Consider the following 26,312-nt stretch of genomic DNA (forward strand, 5'->3'; position numbering starts at 1 on the left):
AAGAGCCGCGCACTTCATGGGCTGTCCCGGGGGGCCGGGGCCCGGACGGCCCCACGGAAGCACGGGCTCAGCGCGTGGGATCGACGGTGTCGCGGACGTCCGGACGCCGTTCCCGAGCCGTGTCGGCCGTCCCGCGCAGTCGGCGGCCGCCCGCGAGGGCCACCGCGACGGCCGCAGCCCCGGCCACGCACGGCACGGCGTATCCCGCGTCGGCGCCCGAGGCGTCCACGACCCAGCCGGACACCGAGGAGCCCGTGGCGAGGCCGAGGGCGAGGCCAGTGCCGGTCCAGGACATGCCCTCGGTGAACTGGCCCGGGGGCACGTGCCGCTCCAGGAGCGGCATCGCGGTGATCATGGTGGGAGCGATGCACAGGCCCGCGACGAACAGCAGCGCCCCGAGGACCACGAGACTGTGCGCCCACAGCAGCGGCAGCACCGTCACCGCCATGGCGCACACCCCCACGAACCAGTTCCCGTACGGCGTGCCCTTGAGGTGCACCAGGCCGAGGACGATCCCCGCGACGCAGGAGCCCACCGCGTACGCGGCGAGCACCAGGCTCGCCGCCCCCTTGTGGCCGCGCTCCTCCGCGAACGCCACCGTGACCACGTCGACGGATCCGAAGATGACGCCGATGGCGACATAGGTGGCGACGAGCACCTGGAGTCCCCGGGAGCGCAGCGCCAGGCCGCCGCCCCCGTCCGCCCGGGGATGCGGGGCGGGCTCGGTGGCGCGCTGGGCGGTGAGCCACAGCACGCCGACCGCGAGGAATCCGCCCGCGAGCACCACGCCCGCCTGCGGGAACCAGACGGTGGACAGGCCGATGGAGACGATGGGGCCGACGACGTAGCACACCTCGTCCACCACGGCCTCCCACGCGTACGCGGTGTGCAGCTCGCGCGGCAAGCCCCGGTGGACCTCAGCCCAGCGGGCCTTGACCATCGAGCCGACGTTGGGCGCGCACCCGATGACCGCGGCGCATCCGAACAGGGCCCACTCGGGGGCGTCCTGCCGCAGACAGAGCAGCAGCCCCGCCACCGCGACGACGGCGACCAGCGTCACCGGGCGCAGCACCTTCGCCTGTCCGTGCCGGTCCACCAGGCGCGACGTCTGCGGGCCGAGCACGGCGGCCGCGAGCGCGACGGTCGCGGCCAGCGCTCCGGCGAGGCCGTACCGCCCGGTCACCTGGGAGACGAGCGTGATGACGCCGACGCCCATCATGGAGAGGGTCATGCGTCCGAAGAAGCCCGCGGCGGTGAACGAGGCCGTGCCGGGCGCGGCGAAGATCTTCCGGTAGGGGCTGAACACAGGGGACACGGCGTGCCCCGGCTCAGCCGGTCGCGCCCGGCCCCGCCAGGGCGGAGCGGAGCGCGGCGGTCAGCGGCGGCACGTCGCGGGGGCGCGGGACGCTGATCCGCGCCCAGCCCGCGAAGCCCAGGCCCGCCATGTCCCGGATGTGGATGCCGTGCTGCTCCGCCAGGCGCGCGACGACGCCTCCGGCCCCCTCGGCGTGGTCGCTCAGCCGGGCGAGCACGAAGTTCGTCTGGGAGGGCAGGCTCTCCACGCCCAGGTCCGCGAGCCCGGACGTCAGCTCCCGCCGGGCGGCCGTGCACGCGTCGACCACGGTCCGCAGGTGGTCCTGGTCGGCGAGCGCGGCGCCCGCGGCGGCGAGGGCCACTCGGTTGGTGTTGTACGGCAGGGCGGTGCGGATCGCGGTCATCGCGGCGATGAGGTCGGCGTCGCCGAGGGCGTAGCCGCAGCGCAGGCCCGCGAGTCCGTACGCCTTGGAGAAGGTGCGCAGCACCACCACGCCCGGCCGCCCCAGGTGCGGAAGGCCGCTGCCGAAGCGCCGGGCGTCGGCGAACTCGGCGTACGCCTCGTCCAGGACGAGGAGGGCCCCGGCGTCGGCACACGCCTCGACGAGGGTCGTGACCTGGTCGGAGGTGAGGGCGACACCCGTCGGGTTGTGCGGGTTGCACACCACGACGCAGGCCGCGTCACGCGCCGCCTCGCATACGGCGTGCGGGTCGACCCCGCCCGCTCCGGCCAGCGGCACCGTGGTCACCGTGTGGCCCGCGGTCTCCAGGGAGGCCGCGTACCCGGCGAAGGTGTTGGCGGTGATGACCGTGGGGCGGTCCGCGCCGGAGGTGGCGAGGGCGACGAGCAGGATGATCTCGTCGACGCCGTTGCCGACGACGACCTGGTGCCCGGACAGGCCGTAGTGCGCGGCGAGGCGTCCGCGCAGGGGCTCGCCGTCGGAGTGCGGGTACCAGTGGGCGTGTTCGAGGGCGGCGCGCGCCGCGTCCATGGCCTTCGGCGAGGGGCCGAGGGGGTTCTCGGACAGGGCCAGGCGCAGCACGTCACGCGGGTCGTGCGCGACCGGACTGGCGCTGAACGGCGTCAGCGTGCGGAACTCCCGTACAGCGGCCGTGGTGTGACGCACCATCACAGCTCTCCCTCGTCGAACCGGGCGCCGAGCTCCAGGACGTAGTCGAGAACGCCGGTCATGTGCTGCTCCTCGATGCGCGGGTTGGCCGCCATGAACCGCATCGGGTACAGCGTCGCCCCGTACTTCAGGACGCCCGTGTCGTCGGGCAGGCCGAAGTGGTGCAGGTGCCAGGTGCCGTCGGCGAGCATGCGCTCGTGGATGCGCAGGTTGGCCTCGTTGATCCGGTCGATGTCCGGGGCCGTGACGTCCACGTCCGCGGGCACGTACAGGAAGGTGACCGCCATCATGTCGACGGGGTGCAGCCGGACCAGGCGATCGCGGGCGTCGACCAGGTCGGCGAAGCGCCGTGCCGTGGCGACGCGGTCCTCGGCGAGCCGGGCCAGGCCCGAGCGGCCCCGCGTGCGCATCATCATCCACAGCTTCAGGGACAGCCAGGCCTTGGTGCCGACGAACGGCGTGACCTGGCCGAAGTCGAAGTCGTCGCCCATGATGAGGCCCGAGTGGCTGGAGATGGCGCGCAGGCTGTCGGGGTCCCGGACCAGGACCGCCCCGAGGCTGTGCGGCACACCCATGACCTTGTGCGGGTCCACGGTCACGCTGTCGTAGTCGGCGATGCCCTCGATCAGGCCGCGCAGTTCGTCGCTGAAGGCGCACAGCAGGCCCCAACAGGCGTCCGCGTGCAGCCAGATGGTCTCGTCGGCGGCGCGCACCACGTCGCGTACGCCCCGCAGGTCGTCGACGGTCTGGGTGCGGCTGTCCCCTGCGTACGCCACCACGGACATGACGCGGCCCGCGTGCTCGCGCAGCGCCCGTTCCAGGGCCTTCAGGTCGTAGCGGAACCCGTCGGTGTCGACCTCGATGACCTGGTAGCCGAGGCCGATCCACTTCAGGGCGCTCTTGACGCTGTAGTGGCCGATGTCGCGGGGCACGACGATCGCGTACTGGCCGGGGTCCCGCACGCCGTGTTCCATGGTGCCCGGCACCTTGTGCTCGCGGGCCAGCATCATGGCGAGGGAGTTGCTCATGGTGCCGCCGTGGGTGATGATCCCGCCGACGTCGAACACGGTCCTGAGCTGGTCGACCGGTGGGTTGGTGAAGCCGATGAGCTCGCGCAGCCAGCGCAGGACCGTGGTCTCCACGAAGGTGCCGCTCGGCGAGTCGAAGCTCTGGTTGATGAGGTTCTGCTGGGTGAGCAGAGCGAGGACGCCGCCGGTGAGCGCGCCCACGTCGTCGCCGGTGTCGCCGAAGCCGAGGAACTGCGGGCTGGCCTCGTTCTTGCACAGCGGCAGCATGGTGTCGGTGAATTCGGCGAGCGCCGTCTCCACGCTCGCGGGCCCCTCGGGCAGCTCCGTCACCAGGCGGTCGCGCGCCTCGGCGGACGGGACGCGCTCGCGGAACACCTCCGGCTGGAGCTTGAAGTCGAGGCCGAGGTGGAGCGCCCTGGTGAGCAACGCGGCCGTCTCGTCACGGCTTTCGGCGGAGAAGGGGCGGGTCCGGTCGGTGTCCGGGGCAGGCGGCATGACGACTCCTGGTCAGTGAGTGCGTGACGTCCGTACGCGAGGTCGGGACGTGAGAGGGCGCGCGGGCACGACGACGGGCCGCGGCGCGCGGTGCGGCGACAGCGGTGGCGATGGCGAAGGAGTGACGGGAGGGACGGTGGGGGACGAAGGGCCCCCTCCGGGGGACGAAGGGCCCCTCCCCCGACGGGGAGGGGCCCTTCAACCCTGTTCCGTGCGGCCTGTGGCCGTTACGCGGGCGGGTACACCAGCGTGATCTCCCGGTTCAGACCGGTCTCGTCGGCGTCGGGGTACATGGAGACCTCACCGTCGGACCAGCGCACCAGGAAGTCGTCCGGGTGCTTGTTCTCGGTGTAGTCGCCCGCACCGAGGACCGTGGCGTGCGTCCAGAGCCGGTTGGGCTTCTTGACCTGGACCTCGCCGTGGAAGCCGTTCTGGTCGATGTCCTTGTAGAGCGTCAGCTCGCCGTCCGTCCAGCGCACCATGAGGTCGTGCTGGTCGTTGCCGGTGAAGTCGCCCGAGGTGATCGTCGAGGCGTGCGTCCACGTGCCGTTGGGCGCGGCGAGCTTCTTCTCGCCGTGGAAGCCGTCCTTGTTGAGGTTGGTGTAGAGGGTGACCTCACCGTCGCTCCAGCGGACCACGAGGTCGTCGGTCCACTTGTTGTCGGTGGTGTAGCGGCCGCCGGTGATGGAGGTGGCGTGCTTCCACAGGTCGTTGGGCTTCTGGAGCTGCACCTCGCCGTGGAAGCCCGCCACGTCGACGTCCGGGTAGAGCGTCAGCTCGCCGTCGGACCAGCGCACGATCAGGTCGTCCGTGTCGGCCCCGGAGAAGTCGCCCGCGGCCATGGTGACGGCGTGCTTCCAGGTGCCGTTGGGGCCGGTGAGACGGATCTCCTTGTCGAAGTTGTCGTTGTCCTCACCGGCGCCGCGGTACAGGCTGACCTCGCCGTCGGACCAGCGCACCACCAGGTCGGAGTAGTCCCACGAACCCGGGTTGCCGTCGGTGAAGTAGCCGCCGGCCATGACCTCGGCGTGCTTCCACGTCTCGGCCTTGCCGAGGACACCGCGCCCGGCCGGGGGCTTGTTGTTCACCGCGTCGTCGTACAGCGCCTTGGCGTCGCCGTCCAGGTAGGAGCTGTACGAGATGTCGTCCACGTCGCCGCCGGTCTTCCAGCCGCCGATGACGCCGATGATGCCGAAGCCGCTGCCGCGCTTGATCAGGAAGGGACCGCCCGAGGCGCCGCCGGAGTACTTGTCGCAGGCGATGCGCAGGAAGCTGCCCGGGATCTTCGGGTCGGTGCTGTTGTAGCGGACCGTCTTGTCCGTGCAGTCGAGCGGGCGCTTCTGGTTGGCGGGGTAGCCGATGAGGCGGACCGGGTTGTGGTCGTACCCGGCGTTGATCATCAGCTCGGCGCCGCCGACGACGTCCTCGACGTTCTTGCCGCCGCGCGGCTCGAGCACCAGGAAGTTGAAGTCCAGGTCGGCCGCGGCGTCCGGGCCCTTGGACAGGTACCGCTTGTCGACGTAGATGCGGCCGGGCTTGACGGTGAACGCGCCGTGCGGCTTCTTGCCGTCGTCGTACTGCGGGACGAATGTCAGGTTCTTGCGCGCGTCCTGGTCGTCGAAGCAGTGCCCGGCGCTCATCACGATGTTCTTGCCGGGGCTCTTGACGACCGTGCCCCCGCAGAAGCGGCCGGTGTTGGTGCCGTCGTTCCAGAAGAAGGTGCCGACGATCGGCAGGCCCTCGAAGGGCTTGCTGGCCGAGCGCGCAAGACGCCGCTGGGCCGTGGTCCCGGGCTTGCGGGTCGTGTCCTCCTCGACGGGCTCGGCGGCCCGCATGCGGGCGGGCGTCCAGTAGTCGTCGGCGTCGGCCGGGGTGAACGCGCGGGCGTCGTTGTCACCGCCCGCCGGTACGGGGGTCGGACGCGCGGTCGGGGCCTTCGGCGTGGCCGTCGGGGCCGAGCGCGTGGGCTTCGGCGCGTCCTTCCGGGCCGCGTCCTTGCGCTTGGGCACGCGGGTCGGTGCCGGAGGCTCGGCCCCCGGCGTCGGCTCGGTCACCGAAGCCGCGTCGGTGGCCTTCGCCGTGGGCGACGGATCGCCGGGCTCCGCCTGCGCCGGGAGCCCCGGCAGCAGGATCAGGGCGACGGCTCCCGCCGCGGCACCCAGCGCTCTGCGCACGTGCATGGTTGTTTCCCCCCACATGAATGAGACGCCTATCACCCGGTATGGCGTGACTGCGTCAAGGTCGGCCAAGATCGTATGGCCACCGCGCACCAAGGGAAGGTAAAGCCTCTATGAACAACTTCACAGGGCCGTCCGGGCGGGCGGCAGCCGCCGCGCTGACCACGTCCGCCGCGTTCGCCCTGGTCATCGGGGTGTCGGGCCCGGCCAACGCCGAGCGGCTGCCGTTCCCCGGGCGGGGCTACGCCTCGGTCGGCGGCCCGGCCGCGCCGGGTGGTCTGGTGGACCTCACGGTGAAGGAGCGCCCCGGCAATCCCCGGCCGACGGCGGTGGAGGTTTCGAGTCCCGCTTTGGACGACGGCACGGCCATGGGCGACACGGGCGCGGCCTGGGTCGGCGCCGGCCGGGTCAAGAAGGGCGTCCGGCCGGGGACGTACGCGGTGACGTTCACCCTGAGGCACAAGGACGCCGACTGCGTCGGCGAGGGCGAGGAGGACTACACGTGCGACTACCCGGCGATCGTCCTGCGCAAGAAGGTGACGATCGCCGCGTCCGAGGATGACCGGGACGGGGACGACGGTTCCGGGTTCGGCCGAGGTGTCGCGGTCGGCGCCGGGTCGGCCGTCGCCGCCGGGGCGCTGTTCGGCGCTGCCGTGGCGTGGCGCCGCAGGCGCCGGTCCTGACGCTCGGGCGGCGGGGTGCGGGTCAGCGGCCGCGGAGCTCGGTGACCCGCCCGGTGTCCGCGTCGCTGCCGGAGTTGAGCCGCCGGTGTCCGCGTCGCCACCGGCGCTGATCGGACGGGCGGGGGTCCGGGGGCCTGCCCCGGCCGGGGCCCGGGGCCTCACAGCTCCCCGAGGTGTCGCTCGACGTCGTCCGCGTCGGGCAGCCCGAGTTCGCGGAAGACGGTGTGCGCGCGGCGGTAGTGCTCCCGGGCGCGGTCGGTGTCGCCCTGGGCCCGGTGGGCGTGGCCGAGTTGGGCGAGGGCGCGGGCGACGATGCCCGCGTCGCCGCGCGCCTCGGCGATGTCGCGGGCCCGCGCGGCGTGTTCGGCGGCTTCCGCGGGGCGCCCCGAGAGGTTGTGGGCCTGGGCGATCGCGCCGAGCAGGAGGCCCTCGCGGAAGCGGGAGCCCGTCTCGCGCCACAGGCGCAGGCTCTCGTGCAGGCTGTCGAAGGCCTCGTCCGTGCGGCCGGTGCGCAGGCAGACCTGGGCGAGGTTGTGCAGCGCGTTGGCCCGGCCCGCGACGTCCCCGGTCGCCGAGGTGACGGCGACGGCCTCGCGGCAGTGCGCCAGGCCCTCGTCGGCCCGGCCGGTGGCCAGCAGGGCCAGGCCGAGGAAGCCGAGCGCGTACGCCTCGATGCCTCGGCTGGCGACGGCCCTGCCCTGGGCCAGCGCCTCGGTCAGCAGAGCGTGCGCGGTGGTGAAGTCGCGCAGGGCGAGGGCGCCTCCGCCCCGGGTGATCAGGACGTGGGCGAGCAGCGTCCGGTCCCCGGCCGCTCGGCACAGCTCGATGGCCCGGTCGAGCGTGGGAGCCCCCAGCCGCATGGCGAAGCGGTGCTGCACGGAGCTGCCCAGCATGTACAGGGCGCGCGCTTCGGCGGTGCGGTGCCCGGCGGCGCGCGCGGCCTCGGCCAAGGTCCGGGCGGCGCGTTCGATGCCGTAGGGCTGTGCGCCGAGGCGGCCGAGCGGGTCCGCGGCGAGGAGCAGGTCCGCGCAGACGGTCAGCGACAGGGAGGCGTCGCCCGCGGCCTGCTCGATGAGCCCGAGGAGCGACGTCTGCTCGTCGAGGAGCCAGGCGGCGGCCTCCTGCGGGCTGGCGAAGGCCGGGCCCTCGTAGCGCAGTGCGGCCACGTGCCCGGGGAACACGTCGTCGGGCAGCGAGGCCCGGTGGGCGCCGAGCGCGGTGGCCAGGCAGAACTCGAGCAGACGGGTGAGCGCGGCGGTCCGCTCGTGGTCGGGCACCGCGGCGCACGCGGTCTGCCGGGCGAAGAGCCGGAGCAGGTCGTGGTAGCGGTAGCGGCCGGGGGCGACGGACTCAAGCAGGCTCAGATCGACCAGCGCCTCGCACAGCTCCTCCGCCTCCCGTTCCGGCCGGGCGAGCAGCGCCGCGGCGGCGGGCACGCCCAGTTCCGGCACCTCGGGCAGGGCGAGGAGCCGGAAGGCGCGGAGGTGCTCGGCGTCGAGGAGTTCCATGCCGAGCCGGAAGGTCGTCTCCACGGCGGTGTCCTCCGCCCGCAACGCGCCGAGGCGGCGCCGCTCGTCCGCGAGGAGCGCGGCGGTCTCCGCGAGCGTGTGGTCCGGCCGGGCGACCAGGCGGGAGGCCACGATGCGGATGGCCAGCGGCAGATGGCCGCAGGCGTCGAGCACCTCGGCGGCGGCCCGCGGCTCGGCGGACACGCTCTGCTCACCGACGATCCGGGTCAGCAGCTCCAGGGCCTCCGCCCGGTCCATGGGCCGCAGGTCCACCAGCGTGGCCCCGGTCAGACCGACGAGCCGGGAGCGGCTGGTGAGCAACACCGCGCTGCCGGGTGTGCCGGGCAGCAGGTCGCGGACCTGGGCCGGGTCGCGGGCGTTGTCGAGGACGACGAGCACCTGCCGGGTGGCGAGCATGGAGCGGTACAGGGCGGCCCGCTCCCCGGGCAGCATCGGGAGGTGGCCCGCGCGGACGCCGAGGACGCACAAGAAGCGGCCGAGGACCTCCATGGGCTCCGCGGGCCGGGGGTCGGTTCCCCGCAGGTCCGCGTAGAGCTGCCCGTCCGGGAAGCGGTGGCGCATCCGCCGGGCCACGTGGACGGCGAGGGCGGTCTTGCCGATGCCGCCCATTCCGCTGATGGAGCTGAGGGAGACGATCCCGTCCTTCTCCAGCGCGGCGCACAGCCGGTCGGCCTCGTCGCTCCGGCCCGTGAAGTCGGTGACGTCCTGAGGCAGTTGTGCCGGTCCGTGGGGCCGGTCCGGGTCCCGGAGCCCGGCCGCGGCGCCCGCCTGCTCCCCGGGTCCGTCGGTGAGGATCTTCTGCTGGAGCCGGTCGAGGGCTGGCCCCGGGCGGATGCCCAGCTCCTCGGCGAGCGCACGGCGGATCTGCGCGTGCACGGCGAGCGCGTCCGCCTGCCGTCCGGCGTGGTGCAACGCCGTCATCAGCAGCTCGTGGACGCGCTCGCGCCAGGGGTGTTCGGCGGCCAGCGCGCGCAGCGGACCGATCGCGTGGTCGTTCCCGCCGCACGCGATCTCGGCCTCCCAGCGGGCCTCGACCGCCGCCAGGCGCAGCTCTTCGAGGCGAGTGCGCTGGGCCTCGGCGAAGGGGCCGGGCACACCGGCGAGCGGCCTGCCCCGCCACAGGTCGAGGGCGGAGACGAACAGGGACCGCGCCTGGTCCAGCCGACCGGCGGCCCGGGCCCGCCGCGCCTCGGCCGTACGGAGTTCGAAGACCGTCACGTCGACGTCCTCCGGGGCGACGTGCAGGGTGTAGCCGTCGCCCGTCGTCCGCAGGGTGCGCGCGGCGGCGCGGGGCGCCCGGTCGGGCTCGAGGAGTCGGCGCAGGGTGAAGACGTGCGTGCGCAACGACGCAAGGACGCCGGGCGGGGCCTCGTCGCCCCAGGCCCCGGCGATCAGTTCCCAGGCGGATACGGGGGTACGCGCCCGGAGCAGCAGGACCGCGAGCACCGCCTGCAGTTGGGGTGCGCCGACGGACACCTCGGCCGACCCGTCGTGGACGCGCAGGGGGCCGAGAACGGAGAAGCGGTGCGCGGCGGCTCGTCCGGACGCGCCGTCGGAGGAGGGGCCTGGCGGGGCGGTGGGGGGCATGGGATGTCTCCAAGTGACGACAGGACCAAAGGACGTCAGGACCAGGTGGCGGGAGAACCAGGTGGGGTGAGGACCAGGTGGTGTGAGGACCAGGTGACGTGACGGCCTTTGACGTGAGGGGCCATGTGGCGAGAGGGGCTTGGGAGGCGTGAGGTCACGGCGGGGGATCACCCATGACGCCGGTTCCGCCGTGACGGGTCCGGCACGCGAGGTGAGTCGGCCGGTCCCGTCGGGGAGGCCCGCCCCCGTCCCGTCAGGGAGGCCCCTGCCCGCGCCCGTCCCGGCTGCCGGACCCGTCGCCGAGCAGGGCGAGGAGGTCGTCGGCCTCCGGCATGCTCAGGCGGGTGCAGATCTCGTACGCGGCGCGCCGGTGCGCCCGGGCGCCCTCGTGGTCCCCGAGCCGGACGAGGGCGGAGCCGAGCACGGCCAGCGCGTGGGCGCGGCCCCAGTCGTTCCTGACCTCCTCCAGTGTCGTGGCCGCGGTGCGGGCCAGCCGCGCGGCCTCCTCGGCACGGCCGGTGGCGAGCCGGTTATCCGCGAAGCGGAAGAGGGTGAGCCCTTCCCACAGCCGGTTGCGGCGGTCGCCGAAGAGGGCCAGCGCCTCGGTGAGGCGTGCGGCGGCCTCGGCGGTCCGCCCGGCGGTGTCGAGGACGACGCCCAGTTCGTACAGGGCGAACCCCACCCGGTGGCCGTCGCTCAGCCCCTGATGGATCGCCAGGGCCTGCTCGGCGTCCGCGACCGCCAGGTCCGTCTCGCCCGCCGACTGGCGCACGCGGCAGCGCGCCCCGAGGACGTTCGCCTCGCCGAACCGGTCGGCGTGGGTCCGGAAGACCTCCGACGCCTCGGTGAGGAGGGCGCGGGCCTCGTCGTGGCGGCGCAGGTGGTACGAGCAGCGGGCGAGCAGCACCAGGGCGTCGGCCATGACGAGCGCGTCGTCGGCCGCGCGGCTCGCCGCCACCGCCCGGCGGCAGACCTCGACCAGTTCGGGCAGGCGGGCCGCGTAGTAGTAGCCGTGGCCGAGGGCCAGGTGGGCGCGCCCCTCGCTGCGCCGGTCGCCCTGGCGGAGCGCCGCGGAGATCACCGCGTGGGCGGCCTGCTCGAACTCCGGCCCGGGGCCCCCGCGTTCGAGGAGCTCCTCCATCATGAGCAGCAGGTCGGCCGCCGGGGCGACGGCGCGGGCGGGGCCTTCGGCCGCTTGGCGCACGGCCGCGAACAGGCAGGGTGCCTCCTCGGTGAGCCAGGCACCGGCGTCCCTGGCCGTGGCGAACGTCAGGCCGGGGACCGTCGCGGTCACCCCCAGGCGTTCGGCCCTGCGCAGGGCGTCGGGGTGCGAGGCCCGCACGGTGGACACCAGGAAGTCCAGCAGGCGGCGCAGAGCGGCGGCCTGTCCCTCGGGGGACTCCTCCGCGCTCGCGCGTCCACGCGCGTAGAGGCGGAGCAGGTCGTGGTAGCGGTAGCGGCCGGGCGTGGGTGACTCCAGCAGGCTGACGTCGACCAGGGACTCGCACAGCGCCTCGGCCTCCGGCTCCGGCAGGCCTAGGACGGCGGCCGCGGCGGCGGACGAGATGTGCGGCCCTTCGGGCAGGGCGAGCAGCCGGAAGGCACGCTGCTGGTCCGGCCGGAGCTGGGCGTGGCCGAGGGCGAAGGCGGCCTCGACGGTCAGGTCGGCGACGCGCAGTTCGGCCAGGCGGTGCCGCTCGTCGGCGAGCCGGGCGTGCAGCGCGCCGAGCGGCCACGCGGGGCGCGTGGCGAGGCGGGCCGCCACGATCCGTACCGCCAGCGGAAGGTGGCCGCAGGCCGACACCAGCCGGGCGGCGTCGTCCGCCTCGGCGGCGACGCGGGCCCGGCCCAGGGCCTTGGCAAGGAGGTCGAGCGCCTCGTGCGGGGTCATGACGTCGAGGTCGACCAGGCGCGCGGACGCGGGCCCGGCGAGCTTGGCGCGGCTGGTGACCAGGACGGCGCACCGGGGCAGCGCGGGCAGGAAGGGCCGCACCTGCTCGGGGCCGTGGGCGTTGTCGAGGAGGACGAGGACGCGGCGGCCGTCGAGGCGGGCGCGGAAGAGGGCGGAGCGTTCCGCGAGGCCGTGGGGCATCGCGGCGTCATCCACGCCGAGGGCCCGCAGGAACGAGCCCAGTACGACGGCCGGGTCGGCGGGGTGGCCGCCGACGCCCTGGAGGTCCATGTAGAGCTGTCCGTGGGGGAAGGACTTCCGTACCAGGTGCGCGACGTGCACGGCGAGGGCGCTCTTGCCCACCCCGCCCGCGCCGGAGACGGCCACCACGGGGGCGGCCCCGGGGCGGTCGGACGTCAGCAACGCGCACAGGTCCGCCACGAGCGCGGCGCGCCCGGTGAAGTCGGCGAGGTCGCCCGGGAGCTGGGCGGGCAGCGGCGGCGCGCCCTGGTCCGGGAGCCCAGTGCCGCCGGTGGCCGCCGGTGGCGTGAGCAGATCGCGTGCCTGGGCGAGGTCGTGGCCGGGTTCGAGCCCGAGTTCCTCGCTCAGCAGCAGGCGGGTCTCGTCGTAGACGGCGAGTGCCTCGGCGGACCGGCCGTCGCGGTGCAGGGCCTGCATCTGGAGGGCGCGCAGCCGTTCCCGGAAGGGGTGGTGCGCCGCCAGGCGGGCGAGTTCCGCGAGGACGGGCTGCGGGCCGTCCAGTTCCAGGTCGAGTTCCAGGCGGGCTTCGAGGGCCGTCAGGCGCTGGTCGGCGAGCCGGGCGCGGTGCGCGTCCATGGCCGCGCCGGGGACGCCCGCCAGGGGGTCGTCCTGCCAGGGTTCGAGGGCGAGGCGCAGCCGGGCGCGGGCCTCCGCGAGCTGCCCGGCCGCGCGGGCCCGGCCCGCCGCGGCGACGTGGTCCTCGAACCGGGCGAGGTCCACGGCCTCGCGCGGCACGTGCAGCGCGTAGCCGTCGGGGACGGACACCAGGACCCGGGGGGACTCGCCCGCGGCCCGCTCCGGCTCAAGGAGTTTGCGCAGCCGTGAGGCGTACGTCCGCAGGGCCCCCACGGCGCGGGGTGGCGGATTCCCGCCCCACAGGGCCTCCACCACGTCGCCCACCGAGGCGGCCCGCTCCTGACGCAGCAGCAGCACCGCGAGGAACGCCTGCTGCTGCGGGGAGCCGAGCTCCAGCTCCCTGTCGCCGCGCCATGCCCGCAACCGGCCGAGCAGCACGAAGCGCAGCCCGGTCTCCCCCGTGACCATCTTCCGCCCCACCCCATTGACACCTTCAGGCGCGCATGCCGCGCGACGGGCCGGCCCCGTCTTCCCGCCGGGCGCTCGGCACGTCGCCGTCCCGGTCGTCGTCCCCACGGGTCGTCCCCACGGGTCGTCCCCGTCGTCGTCCCCACGGCGTGCGCTGGCCTGAATCGTACCTGGGTGGTGCCCGCCGAACCGTCGCCGGACCGCCCTCGGGACCTGACCGCCGTGCGGCCGGGCGCCGCGCTGCCACGCCGTTCGGCGACCGTCTCCGGCGCGCTCGCCCGTACCGGGTTCCACCCTCCGCGTACACGCTCTCCGGCGCTCAGGAACCGTGCATTGCCCACGCAGATTTCGGCCAGACTTCGGTGTGCCGCTGCCCGCGGCGGTGGTGCCGCTGCCCGTGGCGGTCAGGGGCGTCGGTGCTTCTCCAGGCGGGTCCGGGGTCGGAGGCTAGTCACCGCCGCCTCCGTCACCGCCGTCACCGCCGCTGTCCCCGCCGTCGCCGCCGTCGCCGCCGTCCGAGCCCCAGCCGTCGCCGCTGCCGGACTCGTTGTCGTCGCTGCCCTGGCCCAGGTTGCTGAACCAGGGGCGGTCCCAGCCCTCGTCGAGGGCGATCGGTTCGCCCCCGTCCGACGGGCGTCGCTCCGCGCGGAACCGCGCCGAGCCCGTCGTGTCGCCGAGCCCGAAGGCCGTGGCGAAGGCGTGCGCCATGACGGCGTCCAGCGGATCGGCGGCCTCGTACCGCACCGGAGCCAGCGGCAGCAGTACCGTGCCCGGTTCCAGGACGGGTCGGCGCGGGGGCCGTGCCAGCAGGGCGACCCGGCGCTCGTCGCGCAGCAGCCACGAACTCGTGGCGTTCTCCCGCCGCAGCGTCCACGCCTGACCGGGCAGCCTCGCCTCCACCCAGCTCTTGGACTTGCGCAGCTTCTTCTTCAGGGTGAGCTCGGCGGTCACGTCGCCGACCGTCAGCAACAGGCCCTGGGACGGTTCGGGGGCGTTCCGCACGAAGCCGCGCGGGGCCCGGATCCGTACGACGGGAGCCTGCGGGCCCCACACGTCCACGCGTACCAGGCGCCGGTCCACGGCCACGGTGATCGGCCCGAGGGGTCCCGGCGCGGACCGCCGCGCCATCCACAGCGGTACGTCCTCGGCGCGGGCCCGGGCCGCGAGGGCGGCGACCTGGTCCGGGCCGCCGCTCTGGCGCACGGCCAACTCCCCCAGCTTGCAGGCGAACTCGAAGGCCTGCCGCACCTTCAGGGGTGTGGCCGTGCCGGTGACGCGGGTCACCGGGACGAAGCCGGGCCCTTCCGTGAGGCGCTCCAGCGGCCGTTCCGCACCGCCGCCGCCGAGCCAGCGCCCCCGCAGGAACGCCTCGGCCATCGCCGCGAGGTTCAGTTCGCCCAGCGGCGTGGTCCTGCCCCCTCGCCGCAGCCCGTCCTCGGACAGCTCCACCGTCCGCGCCAGCGGATTCCACGAACGCTCGCCATAGAGCACCTGGCTCACAGCTCCCCCATACCTCACCCATACAGCCGGCTGGACGGACTCACCTTCACACACCTCACGACGTGGGGTGACACCGAGTCCCCTGGTCAGCTCAGGGTGGCGGCTTCGAGGACGGCGTCGGTGAAGGCTCCGGGTCGTTCCTGTGGGAGGTTGTGGCCCGCGGCGGGCACGACGTGGTGGGTCCAGGGGCCGGAGAAGTGAGCGGCGTACTCGCTGCCGTCGGTCGGCGGAATGGCGCCGTCGGCCTGGCCGTCGAGCGTGACCGTGGGGACGGTGATCTTCGGCTGGTCCAGCAGCCTCCGCTCCAGCGCGGCGTACCGGTGGTCTCCGGGTGCGGCCGTCAGGCGGTGGCGGTAGCTGTGGATCACCACGTCGACGTAGTCGGGGTTGGTCCACAGCTCCGCCGCCTGTGCGAACTCCGCCTCGGTGAAGCGCCATTCGGGGGAGTTGCGGCGCCAGACGACGCGGGCCAGGTCCTCGCGGTTGTCCTGGAGCCCCTTCCGCCCGCGCTCGGTGAGGAAGTAGAAGAAGTACCAGTAGGCCTCCTCCCGCGCGGGGGCCAGGGGCTCTTGGGCGACGGCGAGGTTCTGGATGAGGTAGCCGTTCACGGAGACGAGGCCGGTGCACCGCTCGGGCCACAGCGCCGCGGCGACGTCACCGGCCCGCCCGCCCCAGTCGTAGCCCGCGAACAGGGCCCGGGGAATGCTCAGGGAGTCCATGAAGGCGACCAGGTCCGCGCCGAGCGCCGCCTGCTGCCCGGAGCGGACGGTGTCCTCGCGCAGGAAGCGGGTTTGTCCGTGGCCGCGCAGATAGGGGACGTAGCAGCGGTGGCCGTGCCGGGCCAGCGCGGGCGCCACCTCGGCGTAGGAGCCGACGGGGCTGAACGGCCAGCCGTGCAGGAGGATCACCGGCTCGCCCCGGGCCGGGCCGACGTCGTGATAGGCGACGTCCAGTACGTCGGTACGGGTGTGGCGCACCGGCCCCAGGCCGTCCGCGGCCCGCCCGGTCGCGGGCGCCGCAGCCGTGACGGCCCGGGCCGGTCCTCGCCTACTGATCATGTCGCTTCCTCGCGTTCGGTCGAAGGTGCCGGGTGTACGCGAGCTGCGTACGCGCCCCCTCATGTTCGTCACCACTCTAAACGGTGACAATGTTCGCCGTCAGCCTTGCCGTCAAGCCCGACGGAACGTCACGCCGAACCGGCCCACGGCGACGTCGGCCGTCACCCGCAGCCGCGTCCGTGCCGCACCGCGGATCACAGGGTGATGGTCTTGTACTCGGTGTACGTGCCGAGCCCGACCGCGCCGAACTCGCGGCCGACGCCACTCGCCTTGAAGCCGCCGAACGGGCCGTCGAAGCCGACGGAGGCGCCGTTGACCGCGACGGTGCCGGTGCGGACGCGGCGGGCCACCGCCAGGGCGCGCTCCTCGTCGGCGGACCAGACGCCGCCGGACAGGCCGTACTGCGAGTCGTTGGCGATGCGGACGGCGTCGTCCTCGTCGTCGTAGGCGATGACGACGAGGACCGGGCCGAAGATCTCCTCCTGGGCGATGCGCAGGGAGTTGTCGACGTCGGCGAAGACGGTGGGGGTGACGTAGTTGCCGCGCTCCAGGCCCGCGGGGACCTGCGGGCCGCCGGTGACCAGGCGGGCGCCTTCCTCGATGCCGAGCCGGATGTAGTCGCGGACGCGCTGCTGCTGGTCGGGGCGGATCATCGGGCCGATGAACGTGTCGGGGTCGCTCGGGTCGCCGACCTTCAGCGACTCCACCAGCTCCTTGAGCCCGGTCACGACCTCCTCGTACCGGTCGCGCGGGGCGAGGATCCTGGTCTGGGCGATGCACGACTCGCCGTTGTTGAGCAGGGAGCCGAATCTGACGCCCGCCACGGCCTTCTCGATGTCGGCGTCCGGGAGGATGATCGCCGCGGACTTGCCGCCCAGCTCCAGGCTGACCCGCTTGAGCTGCTCGCCCGCGAGGGAGGCGATGCGGCGCCCGGCCCGCGTCGAACCGGTGAAGGCGATCTTGTCCACCTCCCGGTGCGACACCAAGTACTCACTGGTCTCCCGGTCCGCGGGCAGGACGCTGATCACTCCTTCGGGCAGGCCCGCGCGCTCCAGGAGTTCGGCCAGGAAGCCCATGCTCAGCGAGTTCTCCGGGGACACCTTGAGGACCACGGAGTTTCCTGCGAGCAGAGCGGGGATGACCTTCGAAGTGGCCGAGGAGAAGGGCGAGTTCCACGGGATGACGGCGGCCACGACGCCGACCGGCTCTCGGCGCACCACGCTGCGCAGGGGGGAGGCGGGGGCGGACGAGGCAAGCGTCTCTTCCCAGGCGAAGTCCTCCGCCGCCTTCAGATAGGCGTTCGCCTGCCGGGTCAGGCCCGCCTGTCCGGCGCGGGTGAACCATCCCGCCGAACCGGTCTCCTGGGAGATCAGGCGGGCGATCCTCTCCGCGCTCTCCTCGCGCAGCGCGTTGAACTGCCGCAGACGCGCGATCCGTTCGGCCGGAGGGGTCAGGCGCCATGCGCCCGCCTCGAAGGACTCCCGCGCCGCGGACACCGCCCGGTCGACGTCCGCCGGTCGCGCCTGCGCGGCGCGGCCGAGGACCGTCCGGTCGTGCGGCGAGGCGATGTCGAGCAGCTGCGGGTCGCTCGGCTCGACCCAGGAGCCTCCGATGAAGAGCCGACCGTAGGTGATCATGCGCTTTCCCCCTTCCCGTGAGCTCGGCGCGTTCCCGAGCGCTCATTAACTGTCACATCAATGTAGCAGTAATGGACACTAACTGCCTCGCCTGCGCCGCCTCTCAGCGCGGCGAGGGCCACCCTTCGCCCGACCAGCACGACGCCACGAATCACCCCCTTGACCGGTGACACACCATCTGCGAGTGTCGCCCCCGTCCCCCGTACGCATGACGAAGGGCTTCAGATGATCGACCGGCGCACCTTCAGCAAGGCCGCGGCCCTGGGTGCCGGCGGCGCGGCCGTCGCGCTGTCCGGCCCGCAAGCCCGGGCCTCCGCCGAGGCCACCTCACCTCGGCCGCACAGCGGCCCCGCACCCACCGTGCCCGCCATCACCCCCGGCACCCACACCGCGTTCGCCACGCTGAAGCACGTCAAGGCGGGTGTCCTCGACGTCGGTTACGCCGAGGCGGGACCGGCCCACGGGCCGGTCGTCCTGTGTCTGCACGGGTGGCCCTACGACATCCACAGCTTCGTCGACGTGGCACCGCTGCTCGCCGGGATGGGGTACCGCGTGATCGTTCCCCATCTGCGCGGGCACGGCAGTACCCGCTTCCTCTCCGGGCGCACGCCCCGCACCGCCGAGCAGTCCGCCGTGGCCCTCGACATCGTCGCCCTGATGGACGCGCTCAAGATTCCCCGAGCGGTCCTCGCGGGCTTCGACTGGGGCTCACGCACCGCCGACATCATCGCCGCCCTGTGGCCCGAACGCGTCAAGGCCCTCGTCTCCACGGGCGGTTACCTCATCACCGACCTCAAGGCGCAGCGGGAGCCCGCCGCCCCGGCCGTGGAGCACACCTGGTGGTATCAGTGGTACTTCGCCACCGAGCGCGGCAAGAGGACCATGGAGGACGTGGACGACCGCGTCGCCCTCTGCCGCTACGTGTGGACCCTCGTCTCCCCCAACTGGCGCTTCGACGATGCCACTTTCGCCCGCACGGCCCACGCCTTCCGCAACCCGGACTACGCCGCCGTCGTCCTGCACAACTACCGGTGGCGCATCGGCCTCATCGAGGGCGAGCCCCGCTACGACCGCTACGAGAAGCTGCTCGCCGCCCGGCCCTCCCTCCACGTGCCCACCGTCACCCTCGACGCGGCCCTCGACCCCTTCACCCAGCCCGGCGACGGTTCGGCCTACCGCCATCACTTCACGGGGCCGTACGCGCACCGCACGATCGCGGACGTCGGGCACAACCTGCCGCAGGAAGCGCCCACCGCCTTCGCCCAGGCGGTCGTCGACGCGGACCACCTCTGATCCCTGCCGACTCGACGGCCCTCCCGGCGCGGGGGCTCCGCCGGTGCGGTGGCCCTCCCGGCGCGGGGGCTCCGCCGGTGCGGTGGCCCTCCCGGCGCGAGGGCTCCGCCGGTGCGGTGGCCCTCCCGGCGCGAGGGCTCCGCCGATGCGGTGGCCCTGCCGGTGCGGCAGCTCTGCCACCAAGGTGCACACCACTGTGGCGTTAGACGGCCCAGGCGCCCCACCTCACGGCTAGACTCCGTGCGGTGAGAGCCGACGCAGCGCGCAATCTGGAAGCCGTCCTGACCACCGGGGCCCGCATGCTCGCCACCGACCCCGGCGCCAGCATCGCGAGCATCGCCGCCGAGGCGGGCGTGGACCGGCGTACCGTCTACCGGCGCTTCGCCTCCCGCGAGGACCTCCTGGCCGCCATCTACGACGCCCGCCTCACCGCCGTCGAGCAGGCCATCGAGGACGCCCGGCTGCGCGAAGCGCCCGTCGCCGTCGCCCTGCACCGCTACGTCGAGAACGTCATCACCGTCAACCGCACCTGGCCCGTCGACCTGGCCCGCATGCTCACCGACGACGCCGTCCGCCGGCGCAGGGACGCGTCGGTGCACGAGGTCGACGCCTTCCTCCGGCGGGCCACCGACGAAGGCCTCCTGCGCCGCGACAGGCCCGAGGGCTGGGCGAGCGTCCTCCTGCCCCAGCTCATGCACCTGGTGGCACGGCACCTGCCCGACCTGAGTGCGGGTCAGGCGGCGGACGTCGTCGTCGACACCCTGCTCCACGGCATCGGCGCGCCCTGACAGGGACGCCACCGGGCGCGTCCGGTGCACGGACGCGCCCGGCCGGGCTCTAGTAGGTGGTCACCAGGGGCTTCGTCTCGTCGACGACGTACGTGGAGAGCATCATCGTCGTCACCTTGCCCACGTTGCGGGCGTTGTGGACGGCCCCTTCCGGGATGAAGAACGGGTCACCCGTGCGCAGGCGGAGCGGCGGCCTGTCGTCGAACTCCATCAGCACGTCACCGCGGATGATGTAGCCGACCTCGACACCGGGGTGGCTGTGCCGCCCCGACTCCTTGTGCCGCGGGATCTGTACGAGCGTCTGTACGGTCTCCCACCCCTTCGCGGGCGAAGGGTGCTCCTGGAGGAGGGTACGGGTGACGCCCCCGGTCGGATCGGGGTCCCCGCCGGGACGCGGGGACGGGCCTCGGGCGGGCTCCGCGGCCGAGGCGGTGGCCGACGGAGCGGCAGCACCGAGGGCCGCCGCCGCGGCGGCACCGCTCGTCCGTAAGAGACGGCGTCGATCGATCATCATGGTTCTCCATTCGTGGGATGCCGTGCCATGGAGGTCATGGCGGAGGGCAGGTGGTCAGCGCCGCTCGCAGCGGAAGCCGGCCGGGTCGGCCGGGTCGCCGTGGCCCCGGTAGCGGGAGACGCGCGGGTAGCCGCACAGGTCGCGGTTGACGCTCCGCCCCTGGGCGTCGACGAGGGTGGCGGGCAGGACCGCGGGGGCCTTGCCGTGCTCGACCCAGGTCCGCAGCGCGCCGAGGTCGTCGGTGGCGCCCTTGCCCCTGTTGAGGCCGCAGTGCGGCGTGCCCGGGGCGAGGAAGAGGCGGTAGAAGCCGTCGACGCGCCGGGCGCCGCCCATGGCCCGCTCGACCTGTCGGCGGTACTCGACCGTGCCCTGCGCGGGGATGTACTCGTCGGCCTCGCCGTGCCAACTCAGCAGCTTCCCACCGGACGTGCGGAAGGCCGAGAGGTCCGGGTCGTCCGAGCCGATGACCTCGCCGTACTCGGCCTGCGACTGCCGGAACAGCCGGGCGAACCGCTCGTAGGTGATCGTCGCGACGTCGAACGACGGCTGCTTCTCCAGCCAGGTCGCGACCCAGGCACGCGGCACGGGGAACGGCTCGCCCTTGACGTCGCCGTGCGCGTCGGGCTCGGTGACGCGGGCCAGACCCGTCAGGTCGGCGCCGACCGGGACGCCGGACCACAGCTTCTCGCCCGACGGGGTGCGCGGGCCGTCCCAGATCTTGCGGACCACCGCCGCCTCGGCCGCCGTGACGGTGTGCTTCCCGTCGCCGCACAGCACGTCGGTGCCGATCAGGCGGCGCGGGTCGAAGTCACACCGGGCCGCGTCGTTGACCAGGCCGTCCCTGAGGCCGTCGAGCGCGTCGCAGGCCTTGACGGCGGCGTCGGTGAAGGCCTTGAACGTGCAGGAGGACGGGTAGGTCCGCTCGTTGTTCATGACCACCTGCGGCCACAGGGTGGCGACCTCGAACTCGTCCCAGCTGACGGCGGGCGCGTTCGCGAGGATGCCGTCGTAGTCGTCGGGGTGGCGCTGGGCCTCCATATAGCCCTGGCGTCCGCCGGTGGAGCAGCCGTTGAAGTAGGCGTAGGAGGCACGCCTGCCGTAGACCCCGGCGACGGCCTGCTTGCCGAGGACCGCGGCCTCGTGCTGGGAGCGGGAGGCGAAGTTGGCCAGCAGCGCGGAGTCGACCCGGCCGTCGCCGCGCAGCCCCCAGCCGACGTCGAGGACGTCGCCGACGCCCGCGTCGGTGGTGGTCGCCGCGTAGCCGTTCTTGACCGCCGTGGCCAGGCCGACGCCGTTGTCCCCGGCCGCGTACGCACTGCCGCCGAGCCCCTGGAAGCGGCCGTTCCAGCCGTCCTCGGGCAGCCAGGTCCGCACCGTGGCGCGGTCGCCGGCGCCCGGGTGGGTGAGGGTGACCGTCACCTCGCAGTAGGCGGGGACGCCGGTGACCGTGCCGCCCAGGATGCCGCTCCCGTGGACGGTGCCGCCCGGTCGGCGGACCGCCGTCACGGACTCCGCCTCGGTCCCGGCCGGGGCGTTCAGGGGCGGCGCGACGCAGGCGGCCTTCGCGGGGCCGGAGCTCTCGTGGGGCGCCGCCGTCGCGGTCGGCAGGTACACGGACGCGGCCAGCGGGGCACCGGCGGCCAAGACCGTCAGAAGTCGTCTCATGGATCGTCCCGTCCAAGGAAAGGGGTGTGCGCGAGTGCGCCGACATGGGGTCCGGACGGCGCTGACGCTATCACCGGTTAGACCGGTGACGGCAAGAGCAGAGGGCGATTTCGCGTCAGCCCGGCGGCCAGAGGCCGACGACGAGGGCGATGGTGGCGGACGCGGCCGCCGCTCGACGCACGGCGGCGTACACGCCTGCTACTGTGTGCGCGACGTGGACCCATCGATCGAGGAGCGGCAGTCGTGGCAGGTGACGACGACATCTCCGGGTGAGACCCGGATGTGACCGGCCGTCGGACGGCGCTGTACGAGCGCCCGTACCGAGGCCCCTTCGTCGTACCCCCTTTCCCACAACTGCCCAGGGCAGAGCTCCGTCTGCCCTCGATCCTTCGAGGTCACTTCCCATGTCCGACGCCGCTGTCGTCTGCTCGAACGTCTCCTTCGCCTGGCCCGACGACACCCCCGTCTTCCACGACCTGTCCTTCACCGTGGCCACCGGCCGCACCGGCCTGGTCGCCCCCAACGGCTCCGGCAAGAGCACCCTGCTCAAGCTGATCGCCGGTGAACTCACGCCCGCCACCGGCTCGTTGTCGGTCGGCGGCACGCTCGGCTACCTCCCGCAGAGCCTCCCCCTGACCGGTGACCTCACGGTCGCCGAGGTGCTCGGCGTCGCCGCGGTGATCCGCGCCCTCGACGCCGTCGAGTCCGGTGACGTGAGTGAGGAGCACTTCACCACCATCGGCGACGACTGGGACATCGAGGAGCGCACCCGCGCCCAGCTCGACCGTCTCGGCCTGGCCTCGCTCGCCCTGGACCGCACCCTGAGCACGCTCAGCGGCGGGCAGGTCGTCTCCCTCGGCCTCGCCGCCCAACTGCTCAGGCGCCCCGACATCCTGCTGCTCGACGAGCCGACCAACAACCTCGACCTACCGGCCCGGCACAAGCTCTACGACGTCCTGTCGGACTTCACCGGCTGTCTGCTCCTGGTCAGCCACGACCGCGCGCTGCTCGACCGCATGGAACGCGTCGCGGAGCTCGGCAGCGACGAACTGCGCCTCTACGGAGGCAACTTCACCGCCTACGAGGAGGCCGTACGGGCCGAGCGGGAGGTCGCCGAGAAGAACGTCCGCAACGCGGAGCAGGAGCTCAAGCGCGAGAAGCGCGAGCTGCAGCAGGCCCGCGAGCGCGCCGAACGCCGCCAGAGCAACGCCGCCCGCAACCTCAAGAACGCGGGCCTCCCCCGCATCTTCGCGGGCAACATGAAGCGCGGCGCCCAGGAGTCCGCGGGCCGAGCCGGGCAGATGCACGCCGCCCGGGTCAGCGAGGCCAAGTCCCGGCTCGACGAGGCCGGACGCGCGCTGCGCGACGAACAGCGCATCACCCTCGAACTGCCCGACACCCACGTCCCCGCGGGACGCAACCTCTTTCTCGGCGCGGGGATGCAGGTCCACCACGGCGGCACGGCCGTGTTCGCCGACGGCGGCGTCGACCTCACCGTCCGCGGCCCCGAGCGCATCGCGCTGACCGGGCCCAACGGCGCGGGCAAGACCACCCTGTTGCGCCTGATCACCGGTGAACTCACCCCGGACAGCGGTGAGACCAAGCGGAACGACGGGCGGATCGCGTACCTCTCGCAACGCCTCGACCTGCTGGACGTGGACCGCACCGTGGCGGAGAACTTCGCCGCGTTCGCCCCCGAACGGCCCGAGGCGGAGCGGATGAACCTGCTCGCCCGCTTCCTCTTCCGCGGGCCACGAGCACACCTGCCCGTCGGGGTCCTCTCCGGCGGCGAGCGGCTGCGCGCCACGCTGGCCTGCGTCCTGTGCGCCGAACCGGCCCCCCAGCTCCTGCTGCTCGACGAGCCGACCAACAACCTCGACCTCGTCAGCGCGGGCCAGCTGGAGAGCGCCCTCAACTCCTACCAGGGCGCCTTCGTGGTGATCAGCCACGACGAGCGGTTCCTCACCGAGATCGGCGTGGACCGCTGGCTGCGGCTCGCCGACGGACGCCTCAAGGAGACCGGGGCGCCCGAGATGTGAGCCCGGCGCGTGCAGTGGCCCGCGCCGAGGCCGTGCGCCCCGCGGGCCGACCACCGCCACCGTCCCCGTGGAGCGGATCCCTGTGTCCCCACACACCCAGCACACCCGGTACACCCAGCGCACTCAGCACGCCCCACACACCCGGCACGCCCTGCTCGCCCATGACCTCGTCCGCGTCCTCGGCGGCCGACGCGTCCTGGACGGCGTCGGCCTCACCGCGTCGCCCGGCCACCGCATCGGCCTCATCGGGGAGAACGGCGTCGGCAAGTCCACCCTGCTGCGGCTCCTCGCGGGCACGGACCGGCCCGACGCCGGAACCGTCTCGCGCCCCGACGACCTGGGCTTCCTGCACCAGGAGATGCCCTTCCCCACGGGCTCGACCGTCGCCGCGGTCCTCGCCGACGCGCTCCGCGAGGCCCGTGCCGACCTCGCCGAGCTCGCCCGGCTCGGCGACGAACTCGCCCGCGTCCCCGAGGACGCCCCCGGCCACCAGGAGCTCCTCGACGCCTACGGCAGACGCCTCGAACAGGCCCAGGACCGCGAGTCCTGGGACGCCGACCGCCGCGCGGCCCTGGTCCTCGAAGGCCTCGGCCTGGGCGCGCTCGGGCACGACCGCACGCTCGGGTCGCTGTCCGGCGGGCAGCGCGGCAGGCTCGCCCTGGCCGCGCTGCTCGTCCGGCGGCCGTCGGCGCTGCTCCTCGACGAGCCGACCAACCACCTCGACGACGGCGCCGCCGCCTTCCTCGAGGAGCAGCTCCGCGCGCTGCCCGGAGCCGTGGTGTTCGCCAGCCACGACCGGGCGTTCCTCGACGCCGTCTGCACCGACCTGGTCGACCTCGACCCGGCGATGGCGGGGCCCGTGCGCTACGGCGGCGGCTACACCGCGTACCTGAGCGAGAAGCGCGCCGAGCGGCGGCGCTGGGAGCGGCGCTACGCCGAAGAACAGGAGGAGTTGACGGAGCTGCGCCGCTCGGCACAGGTGACCGCGCACCGCGTCGCGCCGGACCGGGGGCCGCGCGACAACGAGAAGATGGGCTACGGCCACCGGGCCGGGCGCGTGCAGCACCAGATCTCCCGCCGCGTGCGCAACGCCGCACGGCGCCTCGCGGAGCTGGAGCGCGACCGGGTCGCCGAGCCGCCCACCCCCCTGCGGTTCGCGGCCGGAGCGCCGGCCGTGGTGAGCGAGGACGAGCCGGGGCCCCTGGTCGCCCTGCGGAACGCGCACGTGCCGGGCCGGCTCGCGCCGACCGCTCTGGAGGTGTCACCGACCGACCGGCTGCTGGTCACCGGCGACAACGGCGCGGGCAAGTCGACGCTGCTCGCCGTGCTCGCCGGACGCCTCCCCGCCGAGGGCGTCGTCCGCGCGCGCCCTCGGTTGTCGGTGGGGCTGCTCGACCAGGACACCGTGTTCGACCGGCCCGCGCGCACGGCACGTGACACCTACGCGCTGTCGCTGGGCCCGGCGCGGGCCGAGCAGGTGCCCCTCGGCTCGCTCGGCCTGCTGCACGCGGGCGACCTGGACAAGCCCGTGGGGCAGCTGTCCGTCGGGCAGCGGCGGCGGCTCGCGCTCGCCCTGCTGGTGGCCCGCCCGCCCGAGCTGCTGCTCCTGGACGAGCCCACCAACCACCTCTCCCCGCGCCTGTGCGACGAACTGGAGGAGGCCCTGGGCAGCGGCCCGGGCGCCGTCGTCCTCGCGAGCCACGACCGCTGGCTGCGCCGCCGGTGGCCGGGCCGCACGCTCCACCTGGAGCGCGACCACGGCCGGTGAACGGGGCGGCCCGGCACGGTGAGCGGGCGGCCCGGCACGGTGAGCGGGCGGCCCGGCACGGTGAGCGGGCGGCCCGGCACGGTGAGCGGGTGGCCGGGCGCGGTGAGCGGGTGGCCGGGCGCGGCGAGCGGGTGGCCGGGCGCGGTGGCGATTCTTGCGCCCCTCGACAGTCACCTGCCAGGATGGTGATGTGAATCTTGACCACGTCTTCGTCTGCGGACAGCCGGCCCTCGACTTCGCGGCCACGCTCCGCGCACGGCGCTCGGCGCGGTTCGAGATGTTCGTGACGCCGGAGCGGCTCAACGCCTGGTACCTGGAGTCCGGGCTCGTGGACACGATCACCCCCGCCCACGAGGAGGACGTCCGGGCGGCGATCACCCTCCGCGAGGCCGTCTACCGGCTCATCACCAACCGCCGCCTCGGCGAGGAGTTCGACCGCGAGGCCCTCGCCGTGCTCAACGGCGCGGCCCGCGCCACCCCGGTCACGCCCCAGCTCTCCCTGACCGGACGGCACAACGAGGCGACCCCCGCCCAGGCCCTGGCCACCGTCGCCCGCCAGGCCGTCGAACTGCTCAGCGGCCCCGACGTCCCACTCCTGAAGGAGTGCGGCAATCCGGAGTGCACCCGCGTGTACGTCGACCGCTCCCGCGGCATGCGGCGCCAGTGGTGCGGCATGGAGTCCTGCGGCAACAAGATCAAGGCCGCGGCGTACCGCGCGCGCAAGAAGACCGCGCCCGCCACGACCGCCTGACCCGGCCGGGTGCGCCCCGGCGGCCTCGGGCGGCGCCCGCACCCGGCTCACCCGCACGGCCCGGCCGGGGTGCTCCCCGTCCGCGAAGTACGCAGGATGGTGCCCCGGACCAGGCGGCGGAGAGCGGAGAGCGGCATGCGAGGGCGGCCACGGGCAGGGC

Annotated in this window: 17 protein-coding genes; 6 read left to right on the forward strand and 11 right to left on the reverse strand. The window is 73.9% G+C overall.

The window, feature by feature from the left end:
* Positions 1 to 67: 67 nt before the first annotated feature.
* From AC5WAM_RS05315 to AC5WAM_RS05330, 4 genes are all read right to left on the reverse strand, one after another.
* Complete coding sequence (locus tag AC5WAM_RS05315) at positions 68 to 1,306, reverse strand: MFS transporter (RefSeq protein WP_495523505.1); 1,239 nt, start codon at positions 1,304 to 1,306, stop codon at positions 68 to 70.
* Between the two features lie 22 nt (positions 1,307 to 1,328).
* Complete coding sequence (locus AC5WAM_RS05320; protein ID WP_495521757.1) at positions 1,329 to 2,444, reverse strand: pyridoxal phosphate-dependent aminotransferase; 1,116 nt, start codon at positions 2,442 to 2,444, stop codon at positions 1,329 to 1,331.
* Complete coding sequence (locus AC5WAM_RS05325) at positions 2,444 to 3,967, reverse strand: pyridoxal phosphate-dependent decarboxylase family protein (protein WP_495521758.1); 1,524 nt, start codon at positions 3,965 to 3,967, stop codon at positions 2,444 to 2,446. The genes AC5WAM_RS05320 and AC5WAM_RS05325 overlap by 1 nt, the downstream gene beginning before the upstream one ends.
* A gap of 227 nt (positions 3,968 to 4,194) precedes the next feature.
* Complete coding sequence (locus AC5WAM_RS05330) at positions 4,195 to 6,147, reverse strand: trypsin-like serine peptidase (RefSeq protein ID WP_495521759.1); 1,953 nt, start codon at positions 6,145 to 6,147, stop codon at positions 4,195 to 4,197.
* 110 nt (positions 6,148 to 6,257) lie between these two features.
* Between AC5WAM_RS05330 and AC5WAM_RS05335 the strand changes: the two genes are divergently transcribed.
* Positions 6,258 to 6,827: a hypothetical protein gene (locus tag AC5WAM_RS05335; RefSeq protein ID WP_495521760.1), complete on the forward strand. Its 570-nt coding sequence runs from the start codon at positions 6,258 to 6,260 to the stop codon at positions 6,825 to 6,827.
* 158 nt (positions 6,828 to 6,985) lie between these two features.
* On the opposite strand, the gene AC5WAM_RS05340 is transcribed toward AC5WAM_RS05335, so the two are convergent.
* The 5 genes from AC5WAM_RS05340 to AC5WAM_RS05360 all read right to left on the reverse strand — a co-directional run bounded on the left by AC5WAM_RS05340 (position 6,986) and on the right by AC5WAM_RS05360 (position 17,334).
* Positions 6,986 to 9,943, reverse strand: coding sequence for an AfsR/SARP family transcriptional regulator (locus tag AC5WAM_RS05340; RefSeq protein ID WP_495521761.1), 2,958 nt, complete (start codon positions 9,941 to 9,943; stop codon positions 6,986 to 6,988).
* A 253-nt stretch (positions 9,944 to 10,196) separates the two neighbouring features.
* Positions 10,197 to 13,151, reverse strand: a complete 2,955-nt coding sequence (locus AC5WAM_RS05345) for an AfsR/SARP family transcriptional regulator (protein WP_495521762.1) — start codon at positions 13,149 to 13,151, stop codon at positions 10,197 to 10,199.
* Positions 13,152 to 13,586: 435 nt separating this feature from the next.
* Positions 13,587 to 14,639, reverse strand: a complete 1,053-nt coding sequence (locus AC5WAM_RS05350) for a hypothetical protein (protein ID WP_495521763.1) — start codon at positions 14,637 to 14,639, stop codon at positions 13,587 to 13,589.
* An 86-nt stretch (positions 14,640 to 14,725) separates the two neighbouring features.
* Positions 14,726 to 15,697 carry an alpha/beta fold hydrolase gene (locus tag AC5WAM_RS05355; RefSeq protein ID WP_495521764.1) on the reverse strand — a complete coding sequence of 324 codons (972 nt, stop codon included), beginning with the start codon at positions 15,695 to 15,697 and terminating at the stop codon, positions 14,726 to 14,728.
* Between the two features lie 194 nt (positions 15,698 to 15,891).
* The gene (locus AC5WAM_RS05360) at positions 15,892 to 17,334 is read right to left on the reverse strand and encodes an aldehyde dehydrogenase (RefSeq protein WP_495521765.1); all 1,443 of its coding nucleotides are present in this window, start codon (positions 17,332 to 17,334) and stop codon (positions 15,892 to 15,894) included.
* A 225-nt stretch (positions 17,335 to 17,559) separates the two neighbouring features.
* Here AC5WAM_RS05360 and AC5WAM_RS05365 point away from each other — a divergent pair, with 225 nt between their 5' ends.
* Both AC5WAM_RS05365 and AC5WAM_RS05370 read left to right on the forward strand, forming a co-directional pair.
* Entirely contained in the window at positions 17,560 to 18,627 is a 1,068-nt protein-coding gene (locus AC5WAM_RS05365; RefSeq protein ID WP_495521766.1) for an alpha/beta fold hydrolase, read from the forward strand.
* 299 nt (positions 18,628 to 18,926) lie between these two features.
* A complete protein-coding gene (locus AC5WAM_RS05370) occupies positions 18,927 to 19,415 on the forward strand; it encodes a TetR/AcrR family transcriptional regulator (protein ID WP_366789574.1) in 489 nt (162 codons plus the stop codon).
* Between the two features lie 49 nt (positions 19,416 to 19,464).
* On the opposite strand, the gene AC5WAM_RS05375 is transcribed toward AC5WAM_RS05370, so the two are convergent.
* Both AC5WAM_RS05375 and AC5WAM_RS05380 read right to left on the reverse strand, forming a co-directional pair.
* On the reverse strand, positions 19,465 to 19,929 hold the full coding sequence (locus AC5WAM_RS05375; protein WP_495521767.1) for a cupin domain-containing protein: 465 nt from the start codon (positions 19,927 to 19,929) through the stop codon (positions 19,465 to 19,467).
* Positions 19,930 to 19,983: 54 nt separating this feature from the next.
* Positions 19,984 to 21,594 (reverse strand): tannase/feruloyl esterase family alpha/beta hydrolase, encoded by a 1,611-nt coding sequence (locus AC5WAM_RS05380; protein ID WP_495521768.1) that lies wholly within the window; start codon positions 21,592 to 21,594, stop codon positions 19,984 to 19,986.
* Positions 21,595 to 21,998: 404 nt separating this feature from the next.
* On the opposite strand from AC5WAM_RS05380, the gene abc-f reads away from it, so the two are divergent.
* The 3 genes from abc-f to AC5WAM_RS05395 all read left to right on the forward strand — a co-directional run bounded on the left by abc-f (position 21,999) and on the right by AC5WAM_RS05395 (position 26,152).
* The gene (gene abc-f / locus AC5WAM_RS05385; RefSeq protein WP_495521769.1) at positions 21,999 to 23,633 is read left to right on the forward strand and encodes a ribosomal protection-like ABC-F family protein; all 1,635 of its coding nucleotides are present in this window, start codon (positions 21,999 to 22,001) and stop codon (positions 23,631 to 23,633) included.
* Between the two features lie 151 nt (positions 23,634 to 23,784).
* A complete protein-coding gene (locus AC5WAM_RS05390; protein ID WP_495523506.1) occupies positions 23,785 to 25,401 on the forward strand; it encodes an ABC-F family ATP-binding cassette domain-containing protein in 1,617 nt (538 codons plus the stop codon).
* A gap of 190 nt (positions 25,402 to 25,591) precedes the next feature.
* Complete coding sequence (locus AC5WAM_RS05395; protein ID WP_366789499.1) at positions 25,592 to 26,152, forward strand: CGNR zinc finger domain-containing protein; 561 nt, start codon at positions 25,592 to 25,594, stop codon at positions 26,150 to 26,152.
* Positions 26,153 to 26,312 lie beyond the last annotated feature (160 nt).

The sequence above is a fragment of the Streptomyces sp. JLYT201 genome (assembly GCF_059448825.1).